Raw genomic sequence first — 24,396 nt, 5'->3', positions numbered from 1 at the left:
GCCCGCCCCGGCTGATCGCCCGGTACCGGGATCTGTTCAAGATCCATCACGGTGGCGCATACTCATGCCCCAGCGACGGGTCGAGGGGAGGCGTCCGCCGATGCTGGGTGCGTTGGGTCTGAGCACCGATGAGGAGTCCGTCTACCGCAACCTGGTCGGACGTACCGCGGCCAGCTCGGCCGACCTCGCGCAGACCACGCAACTGCCCGAAGCGACGGTCCGAACGGCACTGTCCCAACTTCTCGCGAACGGGCTGGTAAAGCGTACGCCCGACGGCGATTTCTCGGCCGCGCCGCCCGCAGTCGCGCTCGGCGCACTGATCAGCGAACGGCGGGACGGCCTGCACACCGCCGAGCTCGCCCTCGTCACCCTCGCCGAGGAACACCGCGTGGCGATGGCCGGCCGAAGCATCAGCGAACTGATCGAGGTGGTCACCGGAATCGACAGCATCCGACACCGGTTCGCGCAGGTGCAGCACGCCGCCCGAACCCAGGTACGAAACTTCGTCACCGCGCCTTTCGTCGCCGTACCCCCGGGCACCAACACCATGGAAACGGTGATGATGCGCCGAGGGGTGGAGTACCGGGTCATACTCGAACGAGCGGCGCTCGCCGAACCCGGCATGATCGCCGAGACCGTCACATCACTGCGCAAAGGCGTCCACGTGCGGGTGGTCGAATCGCTGCCCATCAAACTCGTTCTGGCCGACGACGAACTGGGCCTGGTGCCGCTGACCGTCGAGGCGGGCAGCGAACCCGGTGCCGTGCTGCTGCACCGCAGCGGCCTGCTGTCCGCCATGGACGCGCTGTTCGAGATCGTGTGGCGTCACGCGCATCAGCTCACGCTGTCGGCACTGGCCGGAATGGCCGACGCCCATGCTGCCGAAGTGGACGCGGACACCCCGACCGAGCTGGACCGGAAGATCCTTGCCCTGCTCCTGGCCGGTCTCACGGACCAGGTCGTCGCCGGCCAGCTCGGCATCTCCCTGCGCACCCTGCAACGCCGTCTTCGCAACCTGATGGATTTCGCCGGCGTCCAGAGCCGGATGCAACTCGGCTGGTACGCCGCCCGCCACAACTGGGCGTGACAGCGCCGGCGTTGATCGGACTGCACACCCGCTTCGGTCGACATGAGTGCGCGAGGCTCGCCGACCCAGCTCAGCCCTCAGTCGCGACCGCCGCGAGGGCGGCGTGTGGCCGATGAGTGCCGTCGCCGGGCCGCCGCAGGCGCTCAACTTCCGCGAAGCCAGCTCGCCTCAGCCGCTCGGAGAACTCGTCGAGGGGCCAGCGATAGGCGGTCACGACCTTGTGGTCGAAGGCCGCGACCTCGTCACCGTAGAAGACACCGAGCACCAACTTTCCGCCCGGGGCCATCGCCCGCCGGAACTCGGCGAGCACGCCGTCGATATCTTGCGGCGGCAGGTGGATCAACGAGTACCAGGCCAGGATGCCGGCGATGGAGTGGTCGGCGACGTCGAGCTTCTCCAGCGACCCGAGTTGGTAACTCCCGCTCGGGTGGGTCGCCCGCGCGTGGGCGATGAACTCGGGAACCATGTCAATTCCCTGCGCGTCGACGCCCAACGAGCGAAGGTGATCGGTGATATGGCCAGGCCCGCAGCCCAGATCGAGCACCGTGCCAGGTCGGCCCGCCAGATGCCGCCCGATGAAGGCGAGGTCGTCGGCGTGCACCTGCTGGCTGGTACCGAACAGCTCGATGTAGAGCTCCGCGACGGACGCATACGCCTGCCGGACCTGCGCCATGTTCACCGCGTGACTGTATGAGCTCCCGGATCGCCAGAGCAAGCCGGGGCCGGCGCGGGAAGCACGTCGGTCCCTGCGGTGCCCGACGGCGGCGATCACCGACCGGTCGGGTTGGTCCACCGGATGGCCGACCTGCTCGACCGGGACTGGGGGCTGTGGTGCCGGGTAGACCGCGGTGCGACGAGAGAGGATTGCGCCATGGACGTGGAAGTTCTCGTGGTCCCCGATTGTCCCCACGCTGAGACCACCACCGCTGTTGTGCGGCGCGCACTCGATGACCTGGGGCTCTGCCGCACACGGGTGACAACGACCGTGGTCGCCACCCAGGCCCAGGCTGAGCAACTCGGCTTCGTCGGTTCACCCACCGTGATGATCGACGGTCGTGACCCTTTTGCCGATCCGGCCATGGCGTCCGGTCTGGCCTGCCGGCTCTACCCGGGTGACACGGGATTGACGGGAACGCCGCCGATCCAGCAGGTCCGTCAGGCGCTCCAGCGGGCCTCGACGACCGGCTGAAGGATGAGGTGGCAGCTCGGGCGATGAGCAGCGCATGAGCCACCCGGCAGCCTCATGGGGCATCTGGCCCGGCCACTCGTAGCGGCTGGGTTTCCCAACGCCTCACCGGAGCCGGCGTGAGGACGTCCAGCCTTGCCGGTGCAGCCGTTCGATGCCGTCCAGCAGCAGGTCCAGCGCAAACTCGAACTCGAACTGGTCGTCGCAGCCCTGCCCCACGACCGACTCGTTGTCGTGGGATGCCGCCATGGCGATCTCCGCGAGATGCGGGAACCGGGCGGCGACCTCCGGTGGTAGAGCTGCCGGCGGATCGGGGTTGGTCGTGCCGGATCTGCCGGCGTTGCGGGATGCGTCGAACAGTTCTTGGCTGAATCCAAGGATCCGGCTGCCCATCGCGTGCATCACGTGGTGGGCGAGGTCGGCGGAGAACCCGCCGGCCCGGAACGCCTCGACCATCGAGTCGAGGTAGGCGAGTAGGGCCGGCGTGGCCATGTTCCTCGACTCGATCGCGAGCGGCGCCCAGGGGTGGCGCCGTAGCACCTGCCGCGCCGAGAGGATGCGCCGGCGGACGACGTCTTTCCAGCCGGCGTCGGGCACCGGCGGGTCGATCTCGCTGACGACCACGTCGATCATGCCGTCGAGCAGCTCGTCTTTGTTGGCCACATGCTTGTAGAGGGCCATCGGCACGACGCCCAGATCCTGGGCGAGGTTACGCATGCTGAGGGATTCGATCCCGGCCTCGTCGGCGAGCGCGACGGCGGCATGCAGGACCCGATCCCTGCTCAGCGGTGCCCGACGCAGCATCTCAGCCATCTCGTCCTCGTCTTTCGGTGGCGGTTGAACCCTATCCGCCTTGACGGGTGTACGGCGTACACCTACCCTTTTCCCTTGGAGGTGTACGCCGTACACTCGGAGGAGGGGAACATGAAGGCAGTCGTCCAAGACCGATACGGTCCGCCGGAAACCCTTACGCTCGCGGACGTCGCCGCGCCCGTACCCGCCGCCGGCGAGGTGCTCGTGCGAGTCGAGGCCGCGGCGCTGAACGCGTACGACTGGCACGCCATGCGTGGCGATCCCTGGATGGCGCGGTTGACAATGGGCCCGGCAAGGCCCCGGGCACGCATCCGTGGCCGCGACTTCGCCGGCCGGGTCGAGACCGTCGGCGCCGACGTTCGACGGGTGCGCCCCGGCGACTCCGTCTTCGGCGATCTCGGCGACGCCAACGGCGCGTTCGCCGAGTACGTATGCGTGCCCGAGACGTCGGTCGCGCCAAAGCCGGCGAACCTGACGCCGCAGCAGGCGGCCGCGCTGCCGTTGGCCGGCACCACCGCGCTCATGGGACTGTGCGACGTCGGGCGGGTCGAGCCCGGCCACCGCGTCCTCATCAACGGCGCCTCCGGCGGCGTCGGCACCCTGGCGGTTCAGCTGGCCAAGGCGCTCGGCGCGACCGTGACCGGGGTGTGCAGCACCCGCAATGTCGGCCTGGTCCGCTCCCTCGGCGCCGACCACGTCGTCGACTACACCCACGAAGACTTCGCCCGCGAGACGCGCCGCCACGAGGTCGTGCTCGATCTGGTCGGCAACCGCTCACTGACCGCGCTCCGGCGGGCGCTGACCCCGGACGGGACGCTGGTGCTCTCCGGCGGCGGCGTGTACCACGGCGGCAGCCTCATCGGACCGGTCTGGCTGATCGCGCGCGGGCGGCTGCTGGCGCACTTCGTCCGCCACCGCATCGTCACACTCACGACGGCACCCAGCCGGCAGCACCTCGACACGCTCCGTGCCCACGCCGAGGCCGGCCGTCTTACACCGGTCATCGACCGGACCTATCCACTCCACGAGGTACCCCAAGCCATCCGGTACCTCGAAGGTGAGCACGCGCGGGCGAAGGTCGTCATCACCGTCTGACGCGCGGGCCGACGTATTCCGGTCTGCTCGCCGGCAGGATCTGAGCGTTCCGGGTTGCGTCAGGGCGGCCGGCAGGCACGGCGTGCAAGATCCAGGGCGGGGGAGAGGCGGCGAGTCGCCGCCGCCTGCCCCGAACGGACCAGTGACCAAGGTTGGTGGAACGGCACTGCGGGGCGGACCCGCGTAAGGCGGGCCCGCCCCGTCACCACCCCCGGCTAGCTCTGCCGAAGCTCACCCGCGGTTTCCTGCGCCCGCCCCTGTACCTGTTGGGCGGCCGACCGGGCCTGGCCGCGCACGGCGGATGCCCCGTGCATGGCGGTGGACCCCACCGACTGGGCTGCCTGCATAGCGGGCTCGCGCAGGTTGTCCCGCATCTGATGGCCGACCTGGCTGGCCTGCTCGCGCAGCTCGTCGGAGTGCTGGCTGGCCATGCCCTTGGCCTGTCCGGCCCAGTGCCGCTCGGACCGGCTCGGCGGGATCAGCGCGGAAACCAGCAGCCCGGCGCCGAAGGCGATCAGGCCGGCCGCCACCGGGTTGCCCTGAGCCTGCTGCCCGACCTCGCGGGCGTGGCTCCGCATGGACCCGCCAGCCGACGACATCTGCTGGCCGGGGTGGTGCCCGTCCGTGGGTGTGCCCATCATCTTCTCCTTGACCCGGGTGATCGCGCCGCGCGCCTGGCCGACACGGTCACCGGCGATACGCCGTGGGTCGACCTTGTCGGTCAGCGCGTCGACGTCGCTGACCAGCTCGCTGCGGGTCTGCTCGATCTGCTGTCGGATCCGATCTGGATCGTTCGACATGGTCATGCTCCCTTCCGGCTCGTTCACTGGCCGCGCATGGCGTTCGGCATCTGCCGTGCGGTCTGTTGCGTGCGCGGCAACACCGCGCGGAGCTGCCGCAGCTTCGCCCGCCCGATCGTGAGGAGGATGGCGGTGACGATCGCCCACACCCCCGCCACGATGAGCGCGGCCCAGCTCTGGTCCATCACGTTGGACAGGCCCCACCAGGCCGCGTACGAGACGAACAGCACGGTCAGGAATCCGGCCAGCGCGGAACCGGCGAACATGCCGCCGGCCTTGCCGGCCTGGCTCGCCTCCTCGCGCAGCTCCGCCTTGGCCAGTTCGATCTCCTGGCGGAACAGCGTCGACATGTCACGGGTCACGTCACCCAGCAGCTCACCGACCGACTGGATGCGCTCCTTCTCCGGGGCGCTCACGGTGCCACCCCGCCGGGGATGTCCGTCTCGCGCCGGCCCGTCGGCGACACGTTCTGCGCTCGCGCCGCCCCGGTGTAGACGTCTTCGCCGGCGTACGGCGCCTCGACCGCCCGCTCGTGCGGCTGCGGCATCGGCTGGCCCGGCTGCGCCGTCTGACCCATCGGTTCGCTTGAGCGCTTCCCGTTCCCGGAGGTCAGGTTTCGGGTGAGCCGGCCGGCTATCACGCCGGCGATCGCCGCGCCGGCGAGGAACACGCCCGGGTGCTGGCGGGCGTACCCGCGGATGTCGTCCAGCATCTCGCCGGGTTCACGCTCGTCGAGCCACCCGGCGGCCCGATCCGCGACCGTCGCCGCCCGCCGGACGGTTTCACCGGCCAGCCCGCTGTCCCTGCCGCCGTCGACCATCGAGCCGAACTCGCGGCCGAGACCGCGCAACCCCTCCGCGGCCCGATGCTGCTGATTCCGGGCCTGGTCGCGCAGCTGCGAGGTGGCCTCCCCCGTCAGGTGCCGCGCCTCCTGCCGCGCCTGCGCGGCCACCTGCCGGCCCTGCTCGGCGGCGGCGTGACCGACCTGGCCGCCCGCCTGCGCGGTCTGCTTACCCACCTGGGACGTCGCCTGGCGGGCCTGCTCGGTAGCGCCGCCCGGCGGTCTGCTCTGGTTGATCGCCGTCATCGCGTGCTCCTCTCCTCAGCTCCGCGCCAGGTGCAGCCCGGAACACCAGCCGCGTACCCCCACCTACTCACCACCATTCGCAGCCGGGCCGTTGGAAGAGAGCCGGCCGGTGGCCCCTGGCCAGCCGAAAGACGACACGCAGCGCATTCGTGTGGCCGCCGGCCCTGCTCACCCGGCCCGCTCCCAGCTCGCATGCCGAACCCCGTGCGCACGGCAGGAATATCTCCGACAGCAGGGGGAAATCCCGACATGGCCTCTCCGGCTGGCCGTGGCCGGCGATCCGCCCCTCCGCCGACGTACCCGACGGCACGGAGCGGCCCACCCGGCTGGGCGGGCGCGAAACGGGAGCGGCGTGGCCGAGGAAAGTCCGTGGCGATGATCCAGGCGGCGGCTGTGGCGCGTTGCCCTGGACGGATGCCGCCAACCACGCCGCGGTTCGACCCGCGCCGCCTACGGCACAGCTGCCGCCAGCGTGCTGGCCATGCGCTTCTCGAAGATCGCGGTCAGCGCGCCGCCGTGCTCACCGGCCGGTCAGCTCGGCCAGTTCCGCGCGGCCCTCGGCCGCCCGCGCGGGCAGCAACAGCAGCGTGCAGGCGCGTTCGAACCGGGCGCCGATGCGCCTCCAGGCCTCGACCGAGGCGGCCAGCGCCTTCTCGTCGCGATGCAGCCGCCCGGTCGCCCGGGCGAGGCAGGCCGCCGCCCAGTCGTTCTCCGCGCCCGCCGGCGCCGCCGTGGCGAGGCGTTCGGCCGCGTCGGGCAGCCCGGCCACGACGGCGAGTTCGGCCGCGGCCGCTCGGGCGTACGGCTCGTACCTGCTCTGCGGGTAGTGGCCGAACGCGCGTTCGGTCAGCGCCGCCGCCTCGCCCAACCGGCCGGTGTGGACGGCGACGCGCGCGTCGACGAAGGCGAGGAACGGGACGACACTGGGCAGGTCCTCGGCCCCGGCGAGGCCGGTGACCTGAAGCGCGCGGCTCCGCCACCGGCCGAAGCTCGCGTCGTCGCCGAGCAGACCGTGCGCGAGCGCGGCCGCCAGGACTGCCGGAGACAGCCAGGGCGCGGGCCGGCTGCCCGCCCGCTGCCAACCGGCCCAGGTGGCGTCGGCCTGTCGTATCGCCGCCCGGAACTGCCCGGTGAGGGCGAGGGCCGGGATCAGCTTGCTCGCCGAGGCGTACGGGTGGTTGCTCAACAGGTCGTCCCGCTGCGCCCGCTGGGCGGCGGCAAGCGCGGCCGGCAGGTCACCCGCCGCGATCGCGTAGGTCACCGCCATGTGCAACGCGTCGACGATCTCCGGACCGGCGTACGGGTCGTCGCGCGGCAGCGCGGGCAGCAGGGCGAGGCGTTCGCCGGCCACCTGGTGCGCCTCGCGCAGCCGGCCCCTCCTGGTGGCCGCCGCGCTGACCGCCTCCAGTGCCGCGCTGACCAGCACGGTGTCGCCCGCCCTCCGAGCCGCCGCGACCGCGGTGGCGGCGAGATCAGGATCCGGGTCGCGCCACTGCCCACCGGCCGTCCACGCCCGCGCCAACGCCAGGCCGGCCGCCACTGCGGGCCGGTGCGCTGCCCCCGCGGCGACCGTGTGGTCGAGCAGGTCGCGTAGCCGCTGCTGGGATATCTCGGCGCCCGGCACCGAGTTGAACCGGTTGGCCAGCTCCACGGCCCGGGCCAGCGCGACGGCACGCGCGTCGCCGTCGCCGGCCGCGCCGGCCCGTTCCGCCGCGGCCAGCAACTGGCGGAACGCCCGGGGGCTCGAGTTGGTGGCGACCACGAGGCAGTCCGCCGCGTGACGCAGGTCCCGCACGGCCGCATCGGGGTCGGGAGCGTGCGCGGCCGCGCGCTCGAAATGATCTGCGGCTTCCAGCAGGAACCGGTGCGCGTACGCAATGTGTCCGAGCGCGTCGGCCAGTTGGTGGGCGAGCGGGCTCGGCCCCGGCGGGCAGTTCGCCAGGGCGGCCCGGAGATCGTCGGCGACGGCGAGGAACTCGTCGCCGTAGTGGTCGACCGGTGCGGCCTGCGCTCCCGTCCGCGAGTGCTCGCGCGGTCGGTCGGCCAGGCGCCGCCGCAGGCCCGCCGCCGTCGCGGCGGCCCAGCGCAGGTGCCGTTCGCGTAGCGTCGGCTCCTCGCCGGCCGTGGCGAGCTGTTCGGCGGCGAAGGCCCGGACCGTCTCCAGCAGCCGCCACCTGCTCATCGCCCCTCGCTGGTGGACGACGAGGCTCTTGTCCGCCAGCCGGCCGAGCAGGTCGGCGACCGTGCCGTGCCCGCCGGCCTGGCTGACCGCCACCGCCGCGGCGAGGTCGAAGCTCCCCACGAACACCGCCAGGCGCCGGAACAGGGCGCGCTCCTCGTCGTCCAGCAGGTCGTGGCTCCAGCCGATCACGGCGCGCAGCGAACGGTGCCGCCGGTCCGCGCCGCGCCCACCCGACAGCAGGCGCGGGGCGTCGTCCAGCGCGGCCAGCAGGCCCGCCGCACCCAGGGACGCGCTGCGGGCGGCGGCCAACTCGATCGCCAGCGGCATCCCGTCGAGTCGGGCGCAGAGTTCGGCCACGATCGCCGGGTCCGCGCTGAAGTGCGGGTCGGCGGCCCGGGCCCGGTCCTGGAACAGGGCGACCGCGTCGGTCTCCGGCGGCAGCGGGGCCACCGGGATGATCTGTTCGCCGGGTACGGCGAGCCGCTCCCGGCTGGTGGCCAGGACGGTGGTGTCCGGGCAGGTGGACAGGATCCGCTCGACGAAGCCGGCCACCGGGTCGAGCAGGTGCTCGCAGTTGTCCAGCACGAGCAGGGTACGGCCCTGGCCGAGGCGGTCGGTGATGGCGGCCGCCAGCGGTTGCTGCGCCTGCTCGGTGACCCCGAGGGCGGCCGCCACGGCCTGGGCCACGAAGCCGTCCCGGACCGGTACGAGATCGACGAAAGCCCCGCCGAGCGGGAACGCCGGCGCCGCCGCCGCGCCCACCACACAGGCCAGCCGGGTCTTGCCGACCCCGCCCGGTCCGACCAGGGTCACCAGCCGGTTGTGCCGCAGCGCGGTGAGAAGAGCGTCCCGCTCGCGCTCGCGCCCGACGAAGGCCGTACGCGGGTCGGGCAGCCCGGCCAGCTCGCCCGCCGGGGTGGCGCCCTGCGGTGGCTGGGCGGATGCCGCGAGATCGAACCGGTCGGCGACGCCGTACTTGCGCAGCAACGACGAGACATGGCTCTCCACCGTGCGCACCGAGATGAAGAGCCGCTCGGCGATCTCGGCGTTCGACAGGCGCAGCCCGAGCAGGGCGAGGACCTCCGCCTCGCGCTTTGACGGTCGTTCGGTGGGTGTCAGGCGCACGCCCCATTGTCCCGTACCCGGGTGGGGCGTCCGTGCCGGCTTTCCGTACCCGGATCCGTGGCCGTCACGGATGCCCGCCGACCCGCCTCGGCCGCAGGCTGGTCCCCGTGTGAAGAGCAGGCCGGCGCCGAGGTCCGGCCGGCACGAGCGAGAGGACCGCCACCATGACCGACACCCCGACCCGCAAGGTGATCGCGTCGACGTATGTCTCCCTCGACGGGGTCATCGCGAACCCGCACCTGTGGATGCTCTCGTACATGACCGAGGAGGGGCAGCAGTACGCCCTGGAGCAGCTGTTCGCCAGCGACGCACTGCTGCTCGGACGGGACACGTACGAGGGGTTCGCCCAGGCGTGGCCGAGCATGCCCCGCGACGAGGCCGGCTTCGCCGACCGGATGAACAGCCTGCCGAAGTACGTCGTCTCGACGACGCTGGAGCGGGCCGACTGGGAGAACTCCACCATTATCGGCGGGGACGTCGCGAAGGAGGTCGCGGAGCTCAAGCGACAGCTTGGCAAGGACATCCTGATGTACGGCTTCGGTCGGCTCGCCCGCACCCTGCTCGAGCACGATCTGATCGACGAGCTGCGGTTCTGGGTGCACCCGGTCCTGGTGGGCGAGGGACGGGTGGAGAGCGGCGACCTGCTGTTCCGCGACGGCGGCGCGGCGAACCTGCGACTGGCCGGACAGACCGTGCTCAGCTCCGGCGTCGTCATCCTGCGCTACCAGCCCGCGGAGAAGCGGTAGGCCACGGTCGTCGAAGGAGGGACGCGCATGACGTACCCGCGACCGCGGTACCACGGGGCCACCGGGGAGACCAGCGCGACGTACCGCACGGCGGACGCCGCGCCCGAGCTGCGCCACGCCAACGGCGGCGGGGCGCACTACCTGGCCACCGGCGCCACGACGAACGGTCAGTTCGGCCTCTACCGCTGGGACATGGGCCCGACCGTCAGCGGCCCGGCACCGCACTTCCACCGCAGCATCTCCGAGTCGTTCTTCATCCTGGCCGGCTCGGTACGCATTTACGACGGCAGACGCTGGATCGACACCGAGCCGGGCGACTTCGTCCACGTGCCCGAGGGCGGGGTGCACGCGTTCCGCAACGAGTCCGGCGAACCCGCCTCGATGTTGCTGCACTTCGCGCCGGGCGCCCCTCGGGAGGGCTACTTCGAGGGGCTGGCCGGGCTGGCGGAGCTGAGCGAGGAGGAACGGACCGAGTTCTTCCTTCGCCACGACACGTACTGGCTCTGAGCGTGCACGCGCGGCGGTCGCGGGTGTTCCCGCGACCGCCGCGCTGCCAAGGTGACCGGACCACGCCTGCGCCCGCGCGCGTGACCGGATGGACGGCGGGTGCGCGGTGCGGCCCGATCGCTGCCATACTCGGCACCGGACATGTCGGGACCGTCGATGTGGTGATGGTGTGCAGTTCCGGGTGCTAGGTCCACCGGAGATCGTTCGGGACGGGCGGGTGGTGCCCCTCGGGGGGCCCAAGCAGCAGGCACTGCTGGCCCTGTTCCTGCTGCGACCCAACCGGGTCGTCGCCGCCGACTGGCTGGTCGAGGCGCTGTGGGACGGGCGACCGCCGGCCAGCGCCCAGATGACGCTGCGCACGTACGTCGCCGGGCTGCGCCGGGCCGTGGAGCCCGAGCGGTCCCACCGCGAGCCGTCGCGAATCCTGCGCAGCCACCCGAGGGGGTACGAGCTGCGGGTGGAAGCCGAGGCCATCGACGCGGTCCGGTTCGGCCGCCTCGTGGACCGGGCGGCGGACGCGCTCGCGGCCGGGGAACCGGCGGTCGCCGAGCGGAGCTACGTCGAGGCGTTGGCGTTGTGGCGTGGCGATCCGCTGGCGGGCGTCGCGGAGTTGGCCGCCGTGCGCCCGGAGGCGGCGCGGCTGGCTGAGCTGCGGCTGAGCGCCGAGGAGGGGCGGTTCACCGCCGCCGTCGCGGCCGGCCGGCACGCGGCGCTGCTGGCGGAACTGCGCCGGTTCGTGTCGGCGAACCCGCTGCGCGAGGGGGCCCGCGCGCAGTTGATGTTGGCGCTGTACCGGTCCGGCCGGCAGACCGAGGCGCTGGCGGCCTTCGACGAGGGGCGCCGGACCCTGGCCAGCGAGTACGGGCTCGACCCCGGCGAACAACTGCGGGCGGCGCACCGGATGATCCTGGAGCAGTCCGTACCAGCGGAGCCCGGCCGGCCGGTGGCGGTCGCTGCGGACGTCGCGCGGGTCGCCGAGATCCCGTCGCCCCGGGTCGACGCTGGACCGACACCCGGCGCGGTGCTGCCGGACGAGACCGGACCCCTGCCGGGCGAGGACGCGGCCAATGTGGACCCCGTCGGGGCGCGTTCCGAGGAGAGCGGGGCCGAGCCGGCCGGGACGCCGCCCGGGCGGGGCCCGGCCCTGGCCGGTGTGCGGCCGGACTGGACGGGCCCGCTGGTGGGCCGTGGCGCAGAGCTGGAGCGGCTGCGGGAGACGCTGTACGTGGCCACCCGGCACGGCGGGCGGGTGCTGGCTCTGGTGGGGGAGGCCGGCATCGGCAAGACCAGCCTCGCCGCGGCACTCGGGGCGCAGGCGGCCGCGGACGGCGTTCCGGTGGTCTGGGGCCGCTGTCCCGACGTCGGGCAGGCGCCACCGTTCTGGCTGTGGAGCCAGGTGGTACGCGCCCTCGCGGCGATGCCGGAGGCCAGCGCCACGGGCTCGACGAGCCGGCTGGACGGGTTCGCCGCCGGATCGCTGTCCGGCCCGGCCGGCAGTGGCGGACTCGACCCGACGGCGCGGTTCCAGGCGTACGAGGCGGTGTCGGAACTGGTGCACGCGGTGGCCCGGCCGTGCGGTCTGCTGGTCGTGTTGGACGACCTGCACGCCGCGGACCCGGACTCGCTGCTGTTGCTGCGGTTCCTCTCCGCCGAGCTGTCGGCGGCCCGGGCCCTGGTGGTCGCCACCCTCCGACCGTACGACCACGATCCGGCCCTGGTGGCGACCGTCGCCGAGCTGGCTCGCGGGCAGGGTTTCAGCCAGCTCCGGCTCGCCGGGCTGGACGCGCCCTCGGTCGCCGACCTCGTCCGGAACCGGACCGGGGTGGCGCCGACGGAGCCGGTCGTGGCCCGACTCGTCACCCGTACCGGCGGGAATCCGTTCTTCATCACGGAGCTGCTCCGGTCGCGGGCCGACCCGGCAGCCGCCGCGGAGCTGCCGCCGAGCATCCGGGACACCGTACGGCTGCGGCTCGGCGGGCTGCCCGATCCCGCCCGGCGCTGCCTCGACCTGCTCAGCGTGGCCGGACACGACCTCGACCTCCAGGTGATGGCGGCGGCGCTGGGCACCACGGCACCGGCCGTCGCCGACGGGCTCGCCCCGGCCTACACGGCCGCACTGGTGACCGAGGCCGGACCGGGCGCGGTCACCTTCCGTCATCCGCTCATCGCCGAGGTCACCTACGCCGAGCTGGTCCCGCCGCGCCGGGCCGCACTGCACGCCCGGCTGGCCAAGGCATACGAGCGGGCCGCCGATGTCGCGCCGGCCGAACTGGCCCACCACTACGGTCAGGCGATCGGGCTCGGCCACGGCGAGGACCACCTGCGGTGGTCGCTGCTCGCCGCCGACGACGCGACCCGGCGGGTCGCCTACGAGGACGCGCTCGGTCACCTCGAACGCGCCGCGCACCGGTTGGCCCCGACCGCCGAGGTCTCGCCCGACGTGGCGCGGACCGAACTGACCGTCCAGTTGCGCCGCGCGGCGCTGTTGCAGATGACGGTCGGCGTCGGCAGCGACGCGGTCGACCAGGTCTGCGCCCGCGCCCGTGAGCTGCTGACGCTGGTGGGGCCGGATGCCGACATCCGTCACGCGCTCTGGGCACTGGGCGAGTTGGCCGCCAACCGGGCCGAGTACGCGATCTGCACCGACCTCGCCGAACGGCTGGTCCGGGCCGAGGACGACGGCACCAAGCTGATCGCCGTGGCCGGCGAGTACCTGCTGGGCGCGGTCGGCTACTTCACCGGCCGGCTGGCGGACGGCGAGCGCCGGCTCACCGCCGCGATCGACCGGCTACGCACGGTCGACCGGGGGCTGCTCCGCCGGGAAGTCGGTCGGCACCCGGTCCTGGGCTGCTACAACTTCCGGGCGCTGGTCCGCTCGGCGCGCGGCAACCCGTCCGGTGCCTGGGCGGACATCGCCGACGCCGAGGCCCTCGCCGAGGAGCTCGACGACCCGTACGGCCGGGCGAACGCGGCACTCTTCGCCGGCTGGCTGGCGATGCAGGAACACGACGCCGCCGCGGCCCGGGTCGCGGCGTGGCGGTGCCGGCACATCGGGCGGGTCACCGGCCTGCCGCACATGTTGACGACCGGGGCGTTCTACGCCGAGTGGGCTGCCGCGCGGGGCGGCGACCACGGCCGGCTCGAAGCGATGCGAGTCGCCAGCGACGGGATCTACCGTCCCGGACTGCGGTCCACCCGGACCATCGTGCTCTCCGCAATGGCCGAGGCGTACCTGACGGCCGGTGACCCGGAGACCGCGGCGACGCTGGCCGAGGAGGGACTGGCCGTGGCCGACCGGGTGGGCGAGCGGGTGTTCGTCGCGGAACTGCACCGGATCCGCGGTGTCGCCCGCCGCGACCGTGCCGAGTGGGACATCGGGGCCCGGATCGCCGCCGAGCAGGGGGCCGGCCTGCTGCTGCCCCGGTTCGCCAGCGAGGGCGGTTTCTGACCGCGCTGTGGAGTCCGGTCTCCACATCCTCTCCACAACTTCTCTACGTCGACCTGGTGCCCTGGTCTGCGTCGAGAGCGGACGGCCGGAGCCGTCCCACAGGAGCATGTTCCGGAAGGGCACCAGGATGCGCCCAGTTCAGCCGTTGGCTCACCACCCGGTCGAGGAGGTCGAGGTGGCCGTCATCGGCTGCGGGCCGGTGGGCGCGCTCGCCGCCAACCTGCTCGGCGCCCGCGGCGTCACCACGCTGGTCGTGGAGCGCGGCGTGGCCCCGCACGGCCAGCCGCGGGCCTTTTCCTGCGACGACGAGGCGCTACGCATCTACCAGCAGGCCGGCCTGCTCGACGAGGTACGCGGCGAGATGATCGCCCCGCCGCTCGTCGAGTACGTCAACCACGCGGGCCGGGTCTTCGCCCGGATGGCGCTGTCCGAGACGGACTTCGGGTACGGGCACGCGCCGCTGCGCTTCTTCGACCAGCCACGGCTGGAACGGACGCTGCGGGCCGGGCTGGACCGCTTCGCGCACGTCCAGCTCTCGCTCGGCACCGAGCTGGTCGGCCTGGAGCAGGACGACGACGGGGTGATGGTGCTCCTGTCCGACACGGTCACCCGGCAGCGGCGGGCGGTCCGCGCCAGGTACGTGCTCGGTTGCGACGGTGCCCGCAGCACCACCCGGTCCGCCGTCCGGATCGGGTTGGCCGGGGAGAGCTACGCCGAGCCGTGGCTGGCGATCTCCGGCGACGTGCCGCCCGACGCCGTGCGGGTCAGGGACACCACATTCGTCTGCGACTGGCAGCGGCCGGCGTTCGTGTCACCCGGCGCGGTCGGCAGCTACCGCCTGGAGTTCATGCTGCGCCCCGGCGAGACCGATGCCGAGGTGCAGCGACCGGAGAACGTCGCCGCGCTCGTCTCGCCGTACGTCGACCCGGCGCGGTTCACCGTCACCCGGGCGGTGGTCTACACCTTCCACCACCTCATCGCGCAGCGGTGGCGGGAGCGGCGGGTCTTCCTGCTGGGCGACGCGGCCCACCAGATGCCCCCGTTTCTCGGCCAGGGACTGTGCAGCGGCCTGCGGGACGCGGCGAACCTGTCGTGGAAGCTGGCCCTGGTGCTGTCCGGCGCCGCCGACGCCACGGTACTGGACACGTACGAGACCGAGCGGCGCCCGCACACCGTGGAGATGGCGCGGACCAGCGTACGGCTGGGACGTGTCTTCCTGGCCCGCAACCGGTACACCGCCTGGATGCGGGACACCGTGCTGCGGGCGGTCCAGGCGATTCCCCGGGTACGGCGGTTCGTGGAACGGTTCGAGTTCAAGCCGGTGCCGGCGTACCGGCGGGGCCTGATGGCCGGCGGTCGGCGGGACGGCGCGGTCGGGACGATGTTTCCCCAGCCGCGGATCCTCATCCCGGGATCACCCGATTCGTGCCTGCTCGACGAGGCGCTCGGCGACGGCTTCGCCGTGCTCGGCCCCGCCACGCCGGGCAGTCCGCTCGGATCGCAGTGGCGGGGGCTGCCGGTGCGGTTCGTCGCCGTCCACCCGTCCGGCACCCCGGTGCCCGACCTGCCGGCCCCACCCGGCGACGGCCAGCCGGACCGGGTCGACGTGGTTGACGTCGACGGTGTGCTCGGCGGCTGGCTCCGGCGCCACCAGGCCGACCTGGTGGTGCTGCGGCCGGACCGGTTCGTGTTCGCCCTGACGGCGGCCGACGGGATCGACCGGGTCGGGTGGGACCTCTCGGCCGCCCTCGGGCGCACCGGATCGGTCCCGGTCGGATGGTTCGGGGGCGCGCCAGCGGCACCGGGTCGGCCCCGAAGTCGCGACCGGGTGGGCCGACCCCGCGCGGCCGAACGACGGTAGCCACCGCCCCTCCGGGTGACCGGGCGGTGCCCCGGTGACCCGGATCAGCGGTCACCGGCGCCTGGGTCGCCACCCCCGCGCGGGCTCCTCGCCGAGCGCGGTTCCGAGCAGCAGCGAACGGGAGTTCACCATGTCACAGAGGTCCGGGCGTCCCCGATGACCGACGCCCCCGCCCCGATTGACGGGTACCCGGCCGTACCCGTCGGGCCCCACGCAGACCCGCCGCCCGCCGCGTATTCGTCGGCACTGGACGCCGCCGCACCGTCGACAGCGGATCGACCGGGTACCGCGCGGTCGGAACTCGCCGCCGGGCCGGCGCCGTTCGTCGTCTGTGGGCCGGTCCTGCGCCGGGTCGACCCGGGCAGTGCGACCGTCTTCGTCGCCGTCCGCTCGGCGTGCACGGTCACGCTGACCGTGTTCGAGAGCGGTCCGGGCCACATCCGCGGGCCGGTCGTGGCAACCGGCAGCCGGTCGGCGATCCGGCTGGGTGAGCGGCTGTACGTGGTCGCGGTGCGGGCCAGCGGGACCCTTGAGCCGGGCCGGCTGTACGGCTACGACCTCTCCTTCTCCGGTGCCGCCGGCTCCTGGGATTCGCTGCTGGCCCCGACGGTGGTGGCCGCGTCCGGCGACGAGGCACTCAAACTGCTGACCTACGTCGACCCCGACAAGCCCGGCGCGGCGCCGGAGTACCCGAGTTTCGCCACCCCGCCGGCCGACCCCGGCCAACTGCGGATCTTCCACGGCTCGTGCCGCAAGCCGCACGGCGAGGGCAGGGACGCGTTGCCGGCACTGGACCAGGCCATCGCCGAGACCGTCGGCGACCCGGGCCGACGCCCGCACCAGCTCGTCCTCACCGGTGACCAGATCTACGCCGACGACGTCGCGGACGTGCTGCTGGCGATGATCCAGGGACACGACGCCGTGCCGGCCCGGGACGGGCAGCCAGCCGTGCCCGCCTCGCCCGGGGTCGCCGTCAGCCTCGGCATGCCACCGGAATCGCTGCCGATGCCCGGCGAGCCGACCGACCGGTCGCTGGTGCCGGGCCGCCGGGCCGAGACCCTCGCCACGGCCGCGAAGTTCACCTCGGGTGCGGCCGACAGCCACCTGATGTCGCTGCGCGAGTACGTCTGCATGTACCTGATGGTCTGGTCCGACCAGCTCTGGCCGGCGACGTACCCGAGGTTCGAGGACGTCTTCCCGGCCGACACCCGGATCCTGCAGGATCCGCAGGGCCGCCGCCCCGGGGAGACCGTTTACGACCTGCTGGTAAGCGGCCGGGCCTACTCGCCGAGCGGGGTGCAGCGGCCGATCGCGGAGCGGTACCTGCGGTGGCACGAGCAGGCGATCCGGCTCCGCTTCTTCCAGCAGGGGCTGCCCGAGGTCCGTCGCCAACTCGCCAACGTGCCGACGTACATGGTCGCCGACGACCACGAGGTCAGCGACGACTGGAACATCACCCGCGACTGGGTCGAGAACGCGGTGATCGGCTCTCCGCTGGGTCGGCGCATCGTCCGGAACGCGATGTCCGCGTACGTCGTGTTCCAGGCCTGGGGCAACGACCCGACCCGGTTCGCCGAGGAGGGCGCGGCCGGCGAGCCCGGCCGGGAGCTGCTGTCGGCGCTGGGTGGCTGGCTCGCCGCCCCCAACGACCCGGACGACCAGCGGCTGCGCACCCGGCTCGGGCTGCCGACCGGGATCACCCCGGAGGGCCGGATCGCCCGACCCGGCGGTGCGCTGGTCTACCACTTCGCGGTGACCTGGCCGCGGTACCAGCTCCTGGCCCTGGACACCCGGACCTGGCGGGAGTTCCCGACCGCCACGAGGCCCGGCGGACTGCTCCTGGCCGACCACCCGCTGATCGAGATGGTCAGCGGTGGCGGGGTCCTGGACGACGAGGCGGTCACCGTGGTGGCCCAGCCGATCGCGGTCTTCGGGATGCCGCTGCTGGAACGGGTGGTCCAGCCGTTGGCGCTGGTCGCCGCCGGCCGGTACGCCGCCGACCTGGAGGACGCCTGGCTGGCCAGCGAGGCAGCGGCGCACAAGTTCCTTGGCCGGCTGCTGGCCGCCGCTCCGCCCGGCCCGGACGGCGTACGACGGCGCCGGGTGGTGCTGCTCGGCGGCGACATCCACTTCGGCTCCGCCGAGCGGATCCGGTACTCGGCGACGCTGCCGTACGGCTGCGGGCCCGACCCGGCCCGGCCGTTCGAGGGGGTCAACCGGACCGAGGGGGTGATCGCCGGTTTCGTCTCCAGCGCCCTGCGCAACGAGGACGACAAGACCAAGATCCTGCACACGACCGGCTACGCCCCGGTGCTGCCCGTCGGCCGCCGGCTCGACCTGGTCGGCTGGGCGAACGAGGAGGCGGGCCGGGCCGGCGAACGGTTCCCGGCCGGCACGGAGGTGGCGGTCGCCGCCGACGCCGGGGTGGGCTGGTGGGTCTCCGGGCGGCCCGCCGTCGGCGACTACGACGGGCTGAAGCTGCTCTCCCGGCCACCGGAGTGGATCGTCCAGGTGCAGTTCCTCCGCCACGACGAGAGCGACCCGCAGGCGCCGGACGACACCACACCGGAGCCGGTGTGGGACCCGGCCGGCCTGCCCGACCGGGAGAAGCTGGAGCAGTACGCCGCCGCCGTCGCCAACCTCGAACGGTGGATCGCCCTGCCCGGCGCCGGCCGGGAGATCGTCGGACACAACAATCTCGGCGAGGTCACCTTCAGCTGGCCGGCCGGGGAGGGCAAGTCGGCCACCCAGCGGCTCTGGTGGTACGGGCCGGACGGACGGATCGCCCCGCTCACCGCGCACCGGGTCGACCTGTCCTACGGCTGCTCGCTGCTGGCTCCGGCACCGTACGGCGGTTACCTGCTGGAACGCGACGACCACGACGCGACGGCGGGAGAGCAGGCCCGGTACGGCGGGGCCGACCGGCCGGCCGACCTCGTCACCGAGAACTGGGTCGGCCGGCTGCACGCCGACCTGGCCACACTCGGCTTCGACCAGCAACCGGCGCTCGGCAGGTACGACGCGCACACCTACCGGGCGGTGCGGGAGTTCCAGACCTACGCCCGGTCGGGGTGGGCCGCCCGTGAGCCGGCCGGTGCCACCGCCCCCCGCTACTCCGACCGGCTGGAGCCGGTCGAGGTGCCCGAGGCCGAGCGCTACCACGGCCCGATCCACGGGGTGGCGGACCTGCCCACCCAGGTCGCCATCCAGCACTGGCTGGAGAAGCGCTGGCGGGCCCCGGTGGTGGTGGAGGCGTGGCAGGTCACCGGCGGCACACCACAGCACCTGGCGGCGGCGAACGTGTGGCGTTCCGACACCGAACGCCCGGCCGACCAGCGGCTCTACTCCCGGATGGTGACCGGGCGTCCCGCCGACGCCGGCCCGGCCCCGGTGACCCATCCCGAGCTGATCCCGCTCGGCTTCCGGGTCACCCGCCCCGACCAGCCGGAATGGTCCGGCCCGGTGGTGGAGCCGGTCTCCGAACTGCTCCCGGAGGCGCTGCTGCCACGGCCGGCGGGGCAGGCCACCGGGCCGTCGCTGCCGATGCTCGTGGCGACCGCGCGGCACGCCGAACCGGTGGTCGCCGAGCCGGCCCTACGCCGGCTCTCCACCTTCAAGGTGCTGCGCGCCGTCGCCGAGAACACCCGCACCGGCTCGGCCGGCGGCTACTTCGACGTGGTTGACGGCAGCGACCGGGCCCTGCTGCGGCTCGGCCCGTTCGGTTGGCCCGCCGACGGTCCGCGTCCGGCGCCGGTGAACCCGCCGGTCTTCACCCTGCGCTGCGAGCCGGGCCAGCTCTGGGCGTGGTTGGCCGCACTGCGCGCGACCGACCGGGACGCGTACGAGGCGCTGGGCGGGCTCGCCGGGCTCTCCGCCACCCCGGGTTGGGGCCGGGACGGGAACAGCCTGTGGTGCCCGGAGCTGGGGTTGCGGCGGGCCCGGATGGGGCTCTCCGGCCCGGACGCGGGGGTGCCGTTCACCATCGAGAACCTCGTCGACGTGCTCGACCTGCGGGCCTGGCACTGGGTGCACCGGTTCACCCTCGCACTGCGGACCCATGACGGGGTGCGCCGCTCGATCTGGCACTTCGCCCGGCAAGGGCTGCGGGACCTGCTCGGCATCGCCTGGGACCCGCCCAACCCGGCCCGGCGGAGCGTGCCGGACGTACCCGGCGCGGACGGCACCCCGCGCCGGGTACGGATCGGCGACCTGTTCACCTCCGAACGCGCGGTCGCCCTGCTCGCCTGCTGGCAGACGTACCGGGCGCACCAACTCGTCGTGCTCGGCACGCCGAACGACGGCGAGCCGCAGGACGAGCGGAAGCGACCCCGGGCCGCCAGGGAACTGCGGAACGTGCTCGCCCGGGCGCGGACCCTCGGCCCGGACTTCTCCGGGCCGCCGACGGGCTGGACCGACGCGCACGAGGCGGCCCTGATCACCGCCCTTGCTCAGGTCGCCGGGGCCGACCCGGAGGTGGCCGCGGCCCTGACCGCGGTGGGGACCTGGCCGGACTGGCCGGACGGCCGCGGCTACGCGCTGCCGATCGAGGCGCTGGACGGCGAGGCGGGTGAGCCGGGTGTGGGGCCGGGCCTGTCGGCACGGCGCGGCTCGCTGCGGCTGGACATCGGCGACCTGCCCTGGGGCACCCGGTGACCGGGCGGGTTCCGGACCGCAACCGGCAAGGCACCGCCGGCCGGGGCGATGGTGCCGCTCCGTTCGGTGGGGGCGCCCGGCGGGGCGCCGGTGACCGGTGGACGCGACGGGGAGGCGGTCCCGGACGGACCGCGACGTGGACGGAAGAGGAGACGTGGGCATGACCGACGGGGACGCCGCAAAGAACCGCAACGCCCTCGCCGTGCTCTGGGGCGAGGTGCTGACCATCGTCGAGCCGCTGCTCGGCGCGGTCGACCCGTGGCGGCGCGCCCGGCTGATGCGGGCGCTCGGCTGGGACCTGGTGGCACTCACCGGGGACGACGCCGCCGCGATCCAGGGCTGGCTGGGCGAGATCGAGCCGGCCATGGACGCGTTGCGCGCCGCGCTCACCCGGTCCGGCTCGCTCGGCGGCCTGGTCGAGGCGGGCGGCGCGGCGGGCAAGGCGTTCGAGGCGGTGGCCGCGCTGCCACCCGGCATAGGTAGCGGGCCGGGGACGGCCGACGGGCTGGCCGGGGAGCTCTCCGACGACCTGATCGACCACCTCATCCTGGTCTACCTGCGGCGCCGGGCCCCCTGGCTGCTGCCCCTGCTGACCCTGCTCGGCCTGGTCACACCCGCGGCCGAGCAGGACCCGAGCCCGGCCCTGCCGGCCGGGGACAACCCGGTACGGCTGCCCCGCCGGCGCGACGAGGTGCACCTGGACCGGCTCGCCGACCTGGTCACCGCCCCCGGTGCGCACTTCGCCGAGCTGTACGCCCCGCTGGGATGGGACACCCCGGCCGGGGTCGAGGTGATGGCCGCCCGGGTCCTGCCCCGGCTCGCCGGGCTGCTCCGCGCGCTCGGGGTGGAGGCGACGCACGGCGTACGTCCCGGCGTCGGCCCGGACCTCGGCGACGCGGGCCGACGCCTCGCCGACGGACTGCTCCGGGTCCGGTTCTCCGGGCCGGGTAAGCCCACCGGTGCCCTCGACGGCGGCTCGGACCCCCGGTTCACCGCCGGATTCAACCTCGCCCTGGCCTCCTGGGACGGCCGGCTCACCGTGATCCTGGCACCGACCGGCCAGGTGAACCGGACCGGTGCGGTGGGTTCCTGGAACGTCGCCACCGAGGTGCACGCGACGGGCCCGCTGTTCGCGATCAACTCGGCGGGGGTGACCGTCGCCGGTCCGGAGCCGGAGGTACGGTTCAGCGCCGAGGTCGCCCGGATCGCCGCACCGGACGAGGCCGGCTGGGTCTTCGGCGCGCCCCAGGGCACCCATCTGGCGATCGGGCAGTTGGTGCTGAACGCCCGGGCGGCGCTCGGGACCGGGCGGGACGACGTGGAGTTGCTGCTCCGCGCCGGCCGGGCCGAGCTGGTCGTCAAGCCCGGCGACGGGGACGGACTGATCCGCAAGCTGCTGCCCTCGGACGGGCTGCGGATCGGCTTCGACCTCGGCGTCGGCTGGTCGCTGCGGACCGGTCCGCACCTGGCCGGCGCCGCCGCGTTGACCGCCGAGTACCCGCTGCACCTGACCCTGGGGGTGATCCAGCTCGACGGGCTGCGGGTCGCGCTCTCCGGCGACAGCGAGGCCGGCCGGGTCAGCCTGGTGCTGACCACCTTCCTCCGGGCCCGGATCGGCCCGCTGAGCGGCTATCTGTCGAACCTCGGCGTACGCCTCGACCTGGCCCTCGGGTCCGCGCTCCCGACCACCGCGGACGGGACCCGGGTCGGCAACCTCGGCCCGGCCGACCTGACGCCGCGGTTCCAGCCGCCCGACGGGGTGAGCCTGCGCCTCGACAACGGCATCCTGACCGGCGGCGGCTACCTCTTCCGCGACAAGCAGCGCGGGAGCTACGCCGGCGCGCTGGAACTCGGCGTCGACTTCCTGGCCGGCAGCGGGGGTTCGCGCGGGTTCCGGGCGCAGCTCGTCGCGATGCTCGACACCCGTAACCCGGACGGCACCCGGATCACCGAGGCCGACGGTGGCGAGACCTTCTCCATGCTCGCCGTCGGCAGTCTCCGCTGGAACCCCGGCCTGATGCTGTTCTGGGGCATCAGGCTCACCGGTCTCGGTCTGCTGGTGGGACACAACCGGCGCAGCAACCCGGAGGAGGTGGGCAAGGCCGCCCGCGCGGGAAGCCTCGACCACCTGTTGTTCCCCGAGGACCCGGTCGGCCGGGCGCCGGAGATCGTCGCCGCGCTCAGCCGGCTCTTTCCGGTCGACCCCACCGGCACGGTCGTCGGCGCCATGGTCCGGCTCGACTTCCTCGCCGGCTGCGTGGTGGCGGACCTGGCCGTGCTGGTCGAGTTTCCCGAGCCGATCCGGATTCTGCTGCTCGGCAAGCTGGTCGTCACGCTCGGAACGGTCGGCAAGCTCCAACTGAACGCCGCCGGCGTCTACGACGTCGACCGCCAGGAGGTCGCCGTCGACGCGGGTCTGTACGACTCGAACCTCTTCGGCCTGCCGGTCACCGGGCAGATGGCCCTGCGCGCCGGCTGGGGGAGGCACAAGCACTTCGCGATCTCGATCGGCGGGTTCCATCCCCGCAGCCCGTACCCGGCGTGGTTCCCCAAGCTCAGGCGGTGCGCGATCGCGCTCGGCCAGATCGGGAACGGCATCCGGGCCGAGACGTACCTGGCGGTGACCGCCAACACCGTCCAGTTCGGTGGCCTGGTGGAGGTGAACCTCCAGGCGGTCGGGCTGGTCATCGGCGGCCGGACCTGGCTGGACGTGCTGATCCAGTTCGATCCGCTCTGGTTCACCGCGGAACTCGGCATCGTTCTGACCGTCAAGATCGGCAGCAGAGAACTGCTGGGACTCACCGCCGTGATCGGCATCAGCGGACCCGGGCTGTGGCGGGCCTGGGGCAGGCTGCGGTTCAAACTCCTGTTCCTGGAGGTGTCGAAGAGCTTCGACTGGAGCCACGGCCGCCAGGCCGAGGACCGGGAACCGAGCTACCTCGACGCCTCCGGGCTGATCGCGATCGCGGTGCGACACCCCCGGGCCTGGGAGGTCACCGCGACCGGTACCGGCGGCGAACCGGTCACGCTGCGACCGGTCCAGGCCGCGGGCGACGTCCTGCTGCTCACCCCGGGCGCCACCCTCGGCGTACGGCAGAACGTGCTTCCGCTCGACGTCGACCTGGAGCGGATCGGCACCTCCCGGATCGTGGGGCCGAACCGGTTCACCATCACGGGGGTTCGGGCCGGAGCCGAGGACGGGGTGCCGGGCGGGCTGGGCGAGGCGATCATGGACGACTTCGCGCCCGGCCAGTTCCGCGACCTGACCCCCGAGGAGCAGCTGACCACCCCGGGCTTCGAACGGCTGCCCGCCGGAACGACGGTGCGCCTGCCGGAGGGCACCGCGCTGCCCGACCCGGCGAACACCGTCTTCGTCGGGCTCTCCGGAGACGAGGCGTACGACCGGGTGATCATCGACGACCCCGAGGACGGTGGCCGGCCGATGCCGGCCCGGCCGGGGAACGCACTGGCCGCCGCGGAGCCCGACCGGCTGCTCACCCTCTTCGCCGCCACCGGGCCGGCGGCGAACGCCCGGACCCGGACCACCGGGGCGACCCGGTTCGCCGGCCCCGGGCTCGGCGTGGACGACGCGGGACCGTCCTGGGTGCCCGGCCGGGGCGTACCGCGGCGGGCACGCCGCATCGCCGCCCGCGCCCTCGACCGGCCGGTGGTCGAGGCGCTGCCCACCGCGACCCAGGCCGCCGCCGTCGCTCCCGGTGGCGACCGGGCCCGGCTGGTCCGCCGGCGCACCGTCACCGTCCCGTACCCCACCATCGCGCTCGCCCCCACCGGGAAGGTGTCTTGAC

At 73.6% G+C, this 24,396-nt stretch carries 15 protein-coding genes; 9 read left to right on the top strand and 6 right to left on the bottom strand.

Features of this window, described 5'->3' with window-relative positions:
• Positions 1 to 100: 100 nt before the first annotated feature.
• Positions 101 to 1,087, top strand: coding sequence for a helix-turn-helix domain-containing protein (locus GA0070604_RS19720; RefSeq protein WP_091120388.1), 987 nt, complete (start codon positions 101 to 103; stop codon positions 1,085 to 1,087).
• A 70-nt stretch (positions 1,088 to 1,157) separates the two neighbouring features.
• Here the strand turns inward: GA0070604_RS19720 and GA0070604_RS19715 are convergent, their stop codons facing one another.
• Positions 1,158 to 1,766, bottom strand: coding sequence for a class I SAM-dependent methyltransferase (locus tag GA0070604_RS19715; RefSeq protein ID WP_208602124.1), 609 nt, complete (start codon positions 1,764 to 1,766; stop codon positions 1,158 to 1,160).
• Between the two features lie 117 nt (positions 1,767 to 1,883).
• On the opposite strand from GA0070604_RS19715, the gene GA0070604_RS19710 reads away from it, so the two are divergent.
• A complete protein-coding gene (locus tag GA0070604_RS19710) occupies positions 1,884 to 2,276 on the top strand; it encodes a hypothetical protein (protein WP_244162011.1) in 393 nt (130 codons plus the stop codon).
• Positions 2,277 to 2,378: 102 nt separating this feature from the next.
• On the opposite strand, the gene GA0070604_RS19705 is transcribed toward GA0070604_RS19710, so the two are convergent.
• Complete coding sequence (locus GA0070604_RS19705; RefSeq protein WP_091120384.1) at positions 2,379 to 3,086, bottom strand: TetR/AcrR family transcriptional regulator; 708 nt, start codon at positions 3,084 to 3,086, stop codon at positions 2,379 to 2,381.
• A 111-nt stretch (positions 3,087 to 3,197) separates the two neighbouring features.
• On the opposite strand from GA0070604_RS19705, the gene GA0070604_RS19700 reads away from it, so the two are divergent.
• Positions 3,198 to 4,181, top strand: a complete 984-nt coding sequence (locus GA0070604_RS19700) for an NAD(P)-dependent alcohol dehydrogenase (protein ID WP_091120381.1) — start codon at positions 3,198 to 3,200, stop codon at positions 4,179 to 4,181.
• A 215-nt stretch (positions 4,182 to 4,396) separates the two neighbouring features.
• Here GA0070604_RS19700 and GA0070604_RS19695 read toward each other — a convergent pair whose 3' ends face one another.
• The 4 genes from GA0070604_RS19695 to GA0070604_RS19680 form a co-directional block, all read right to left on the bottom strand.
• Positions 4,397 to 4,981, bottom strand: a complete 585-nt coding sequence (locus tag GA0070604_RS19695) for a DUF3618 domain-containing protein (RefSeq protein ID WP_091127276.1) — start codon at positions 4,979 to 4,981, stop codon at positions 4,397 to 4,399.
• 23 nt (positions 4,982 to 5,004) lie between these two features.
• On the bottom strand, positions 5,005 to 5,397 hold the full coding sequence (locus tag GA0070604_RS19690) for a phage holin family protein (RefSeq protein ID WP_091120377.1): 393 nt from the start codon (positions 5,395 to 5,397) through the stop codon (positions 5,005 to 5,007).
• Positions 5,394 to 6,068: a hypothetical protein gene (locus tag GA0070604_RS19685; RefSeq protein WP_091120374.1), complete on the bottom strand. Its 675-nt coding sequence runs from the start codon at positions 6,066 to 6,068 to the stop codon at positions 5,394 to 5,396. The genes GA0070604_RS19690 and GA0070604_RS19685 overlap by 4 nt, the downstream gene beginning before the upstream one ends.
• Positions 6,069 to 6,588: 520 nt before the next feature.
• Entirely contained in the window at positions 6,589 to 9,375 is a 2,787-nt protein-coding gene (locus tag GA0070604_RS19680; RefSeq protein WP_091120370.1) for an ATP-binding protein, read from the bottom strand.
• Between the two features lie 164 nt (positions 9,376 to 9,539).
• On the opposite strand from GA0070604_RS19680, the gene GA0070604_RS19675 reads away from it, so the two are divergent.
• The 6 genes from GA0070604_RS19675 to GA0070604_RS19650 all read left to right on the top strand — a co-directional run bounded on the left by GA0070604_RS19675 (position 9,540) and on the right by GA0070604_RS19650 (position 24,395).
• Complete coding sequence (locus GA0070604_RS19675) at positions 9,540 to 10,121, top strand: dihydrofolate reductase family protein (protein WP_091120366.1); 582 nt, start codon at positions 9,540 to 9,542, stop codon at positions 10,119 to 10,121.
• Between the two features lie 27 nt (positions 10,122 to 10,148).
• Complete coding sequence (locus GA0070604_RS19670; protein ID WP_091120362.1) at positions 10,149 to 10,628, top strand: cupin domain-containing protein; 480 nt, start codon at positions 10,149 to 10,151, stop codon at positions 10,626 to 10,628.
• A gap of 169 nt (positions 10,629 to 10,797) precedes the next feature.
• On the top strand, positions 10,798 to 14,076 hold the full coding sequence (locus GA0070604_RS19665; protein WP_208602123.1) for an ATP-binding protein: 3,279 nt from the start codon (positions 10,798 to 10,800) through the stop codon (positions 14,074 to 14,076).
• Positions 14,077 to 14,203: 127 nt separating this feature from the next.
• The gene (locus GA0070604_RS19660; protein WP_244162010.1) at positions 14,204 to 15,937 is read left to right on the top strand and encodes a bifunctional 3-(3-hydroxy-phenyl)propionate/3-hydroxycinnamic acid hydroxylase; all 1,734 of its coding nucleotides are present in this window, start codon (positions 14,204 to 14,206) and stop codon (positions 15,935 to 15,937) included.
• A gap of 156 nt (positions 15,938 to 16,093) precedes the next feature.
• A complete protein-coding gene (locus GA0070604_RS19655) occupies positions 16,094 to 20,590 on the top strand; it encodes a hypothetical protein (protein ID WP_091120353.1) in 4,497 nt (1,498 codons plus the stop codon).
• A 160-nt stretch (positions 20,591 to 20,750) separates the two neighbouring features.
• Entirely contained in the window at positions 20,751 to 24,395 is a 3,645-nt protein-coding gene (locus GA0070604_RS19650) for a DUF6603 domain-containing protein (RefSeq protein WP_091120350.1), read from the top strand.
• Position 24,396: the final 1 nt, after the last annotated feature.

The sequence above is a fragment of the Micromonospora eburnea genome (assembly GCF_900090225.1).
Taxonomy (GTDB): domain Bacteria; phylum Actinomycetota; class Actinomycetes; order Mycobacteriales; family Micromonosporaceae; genus Micromonospora; species Micromonospora eburnea.
This window is presented reverse-complemented; position numbering and strand designations above follow the sequence as displayed.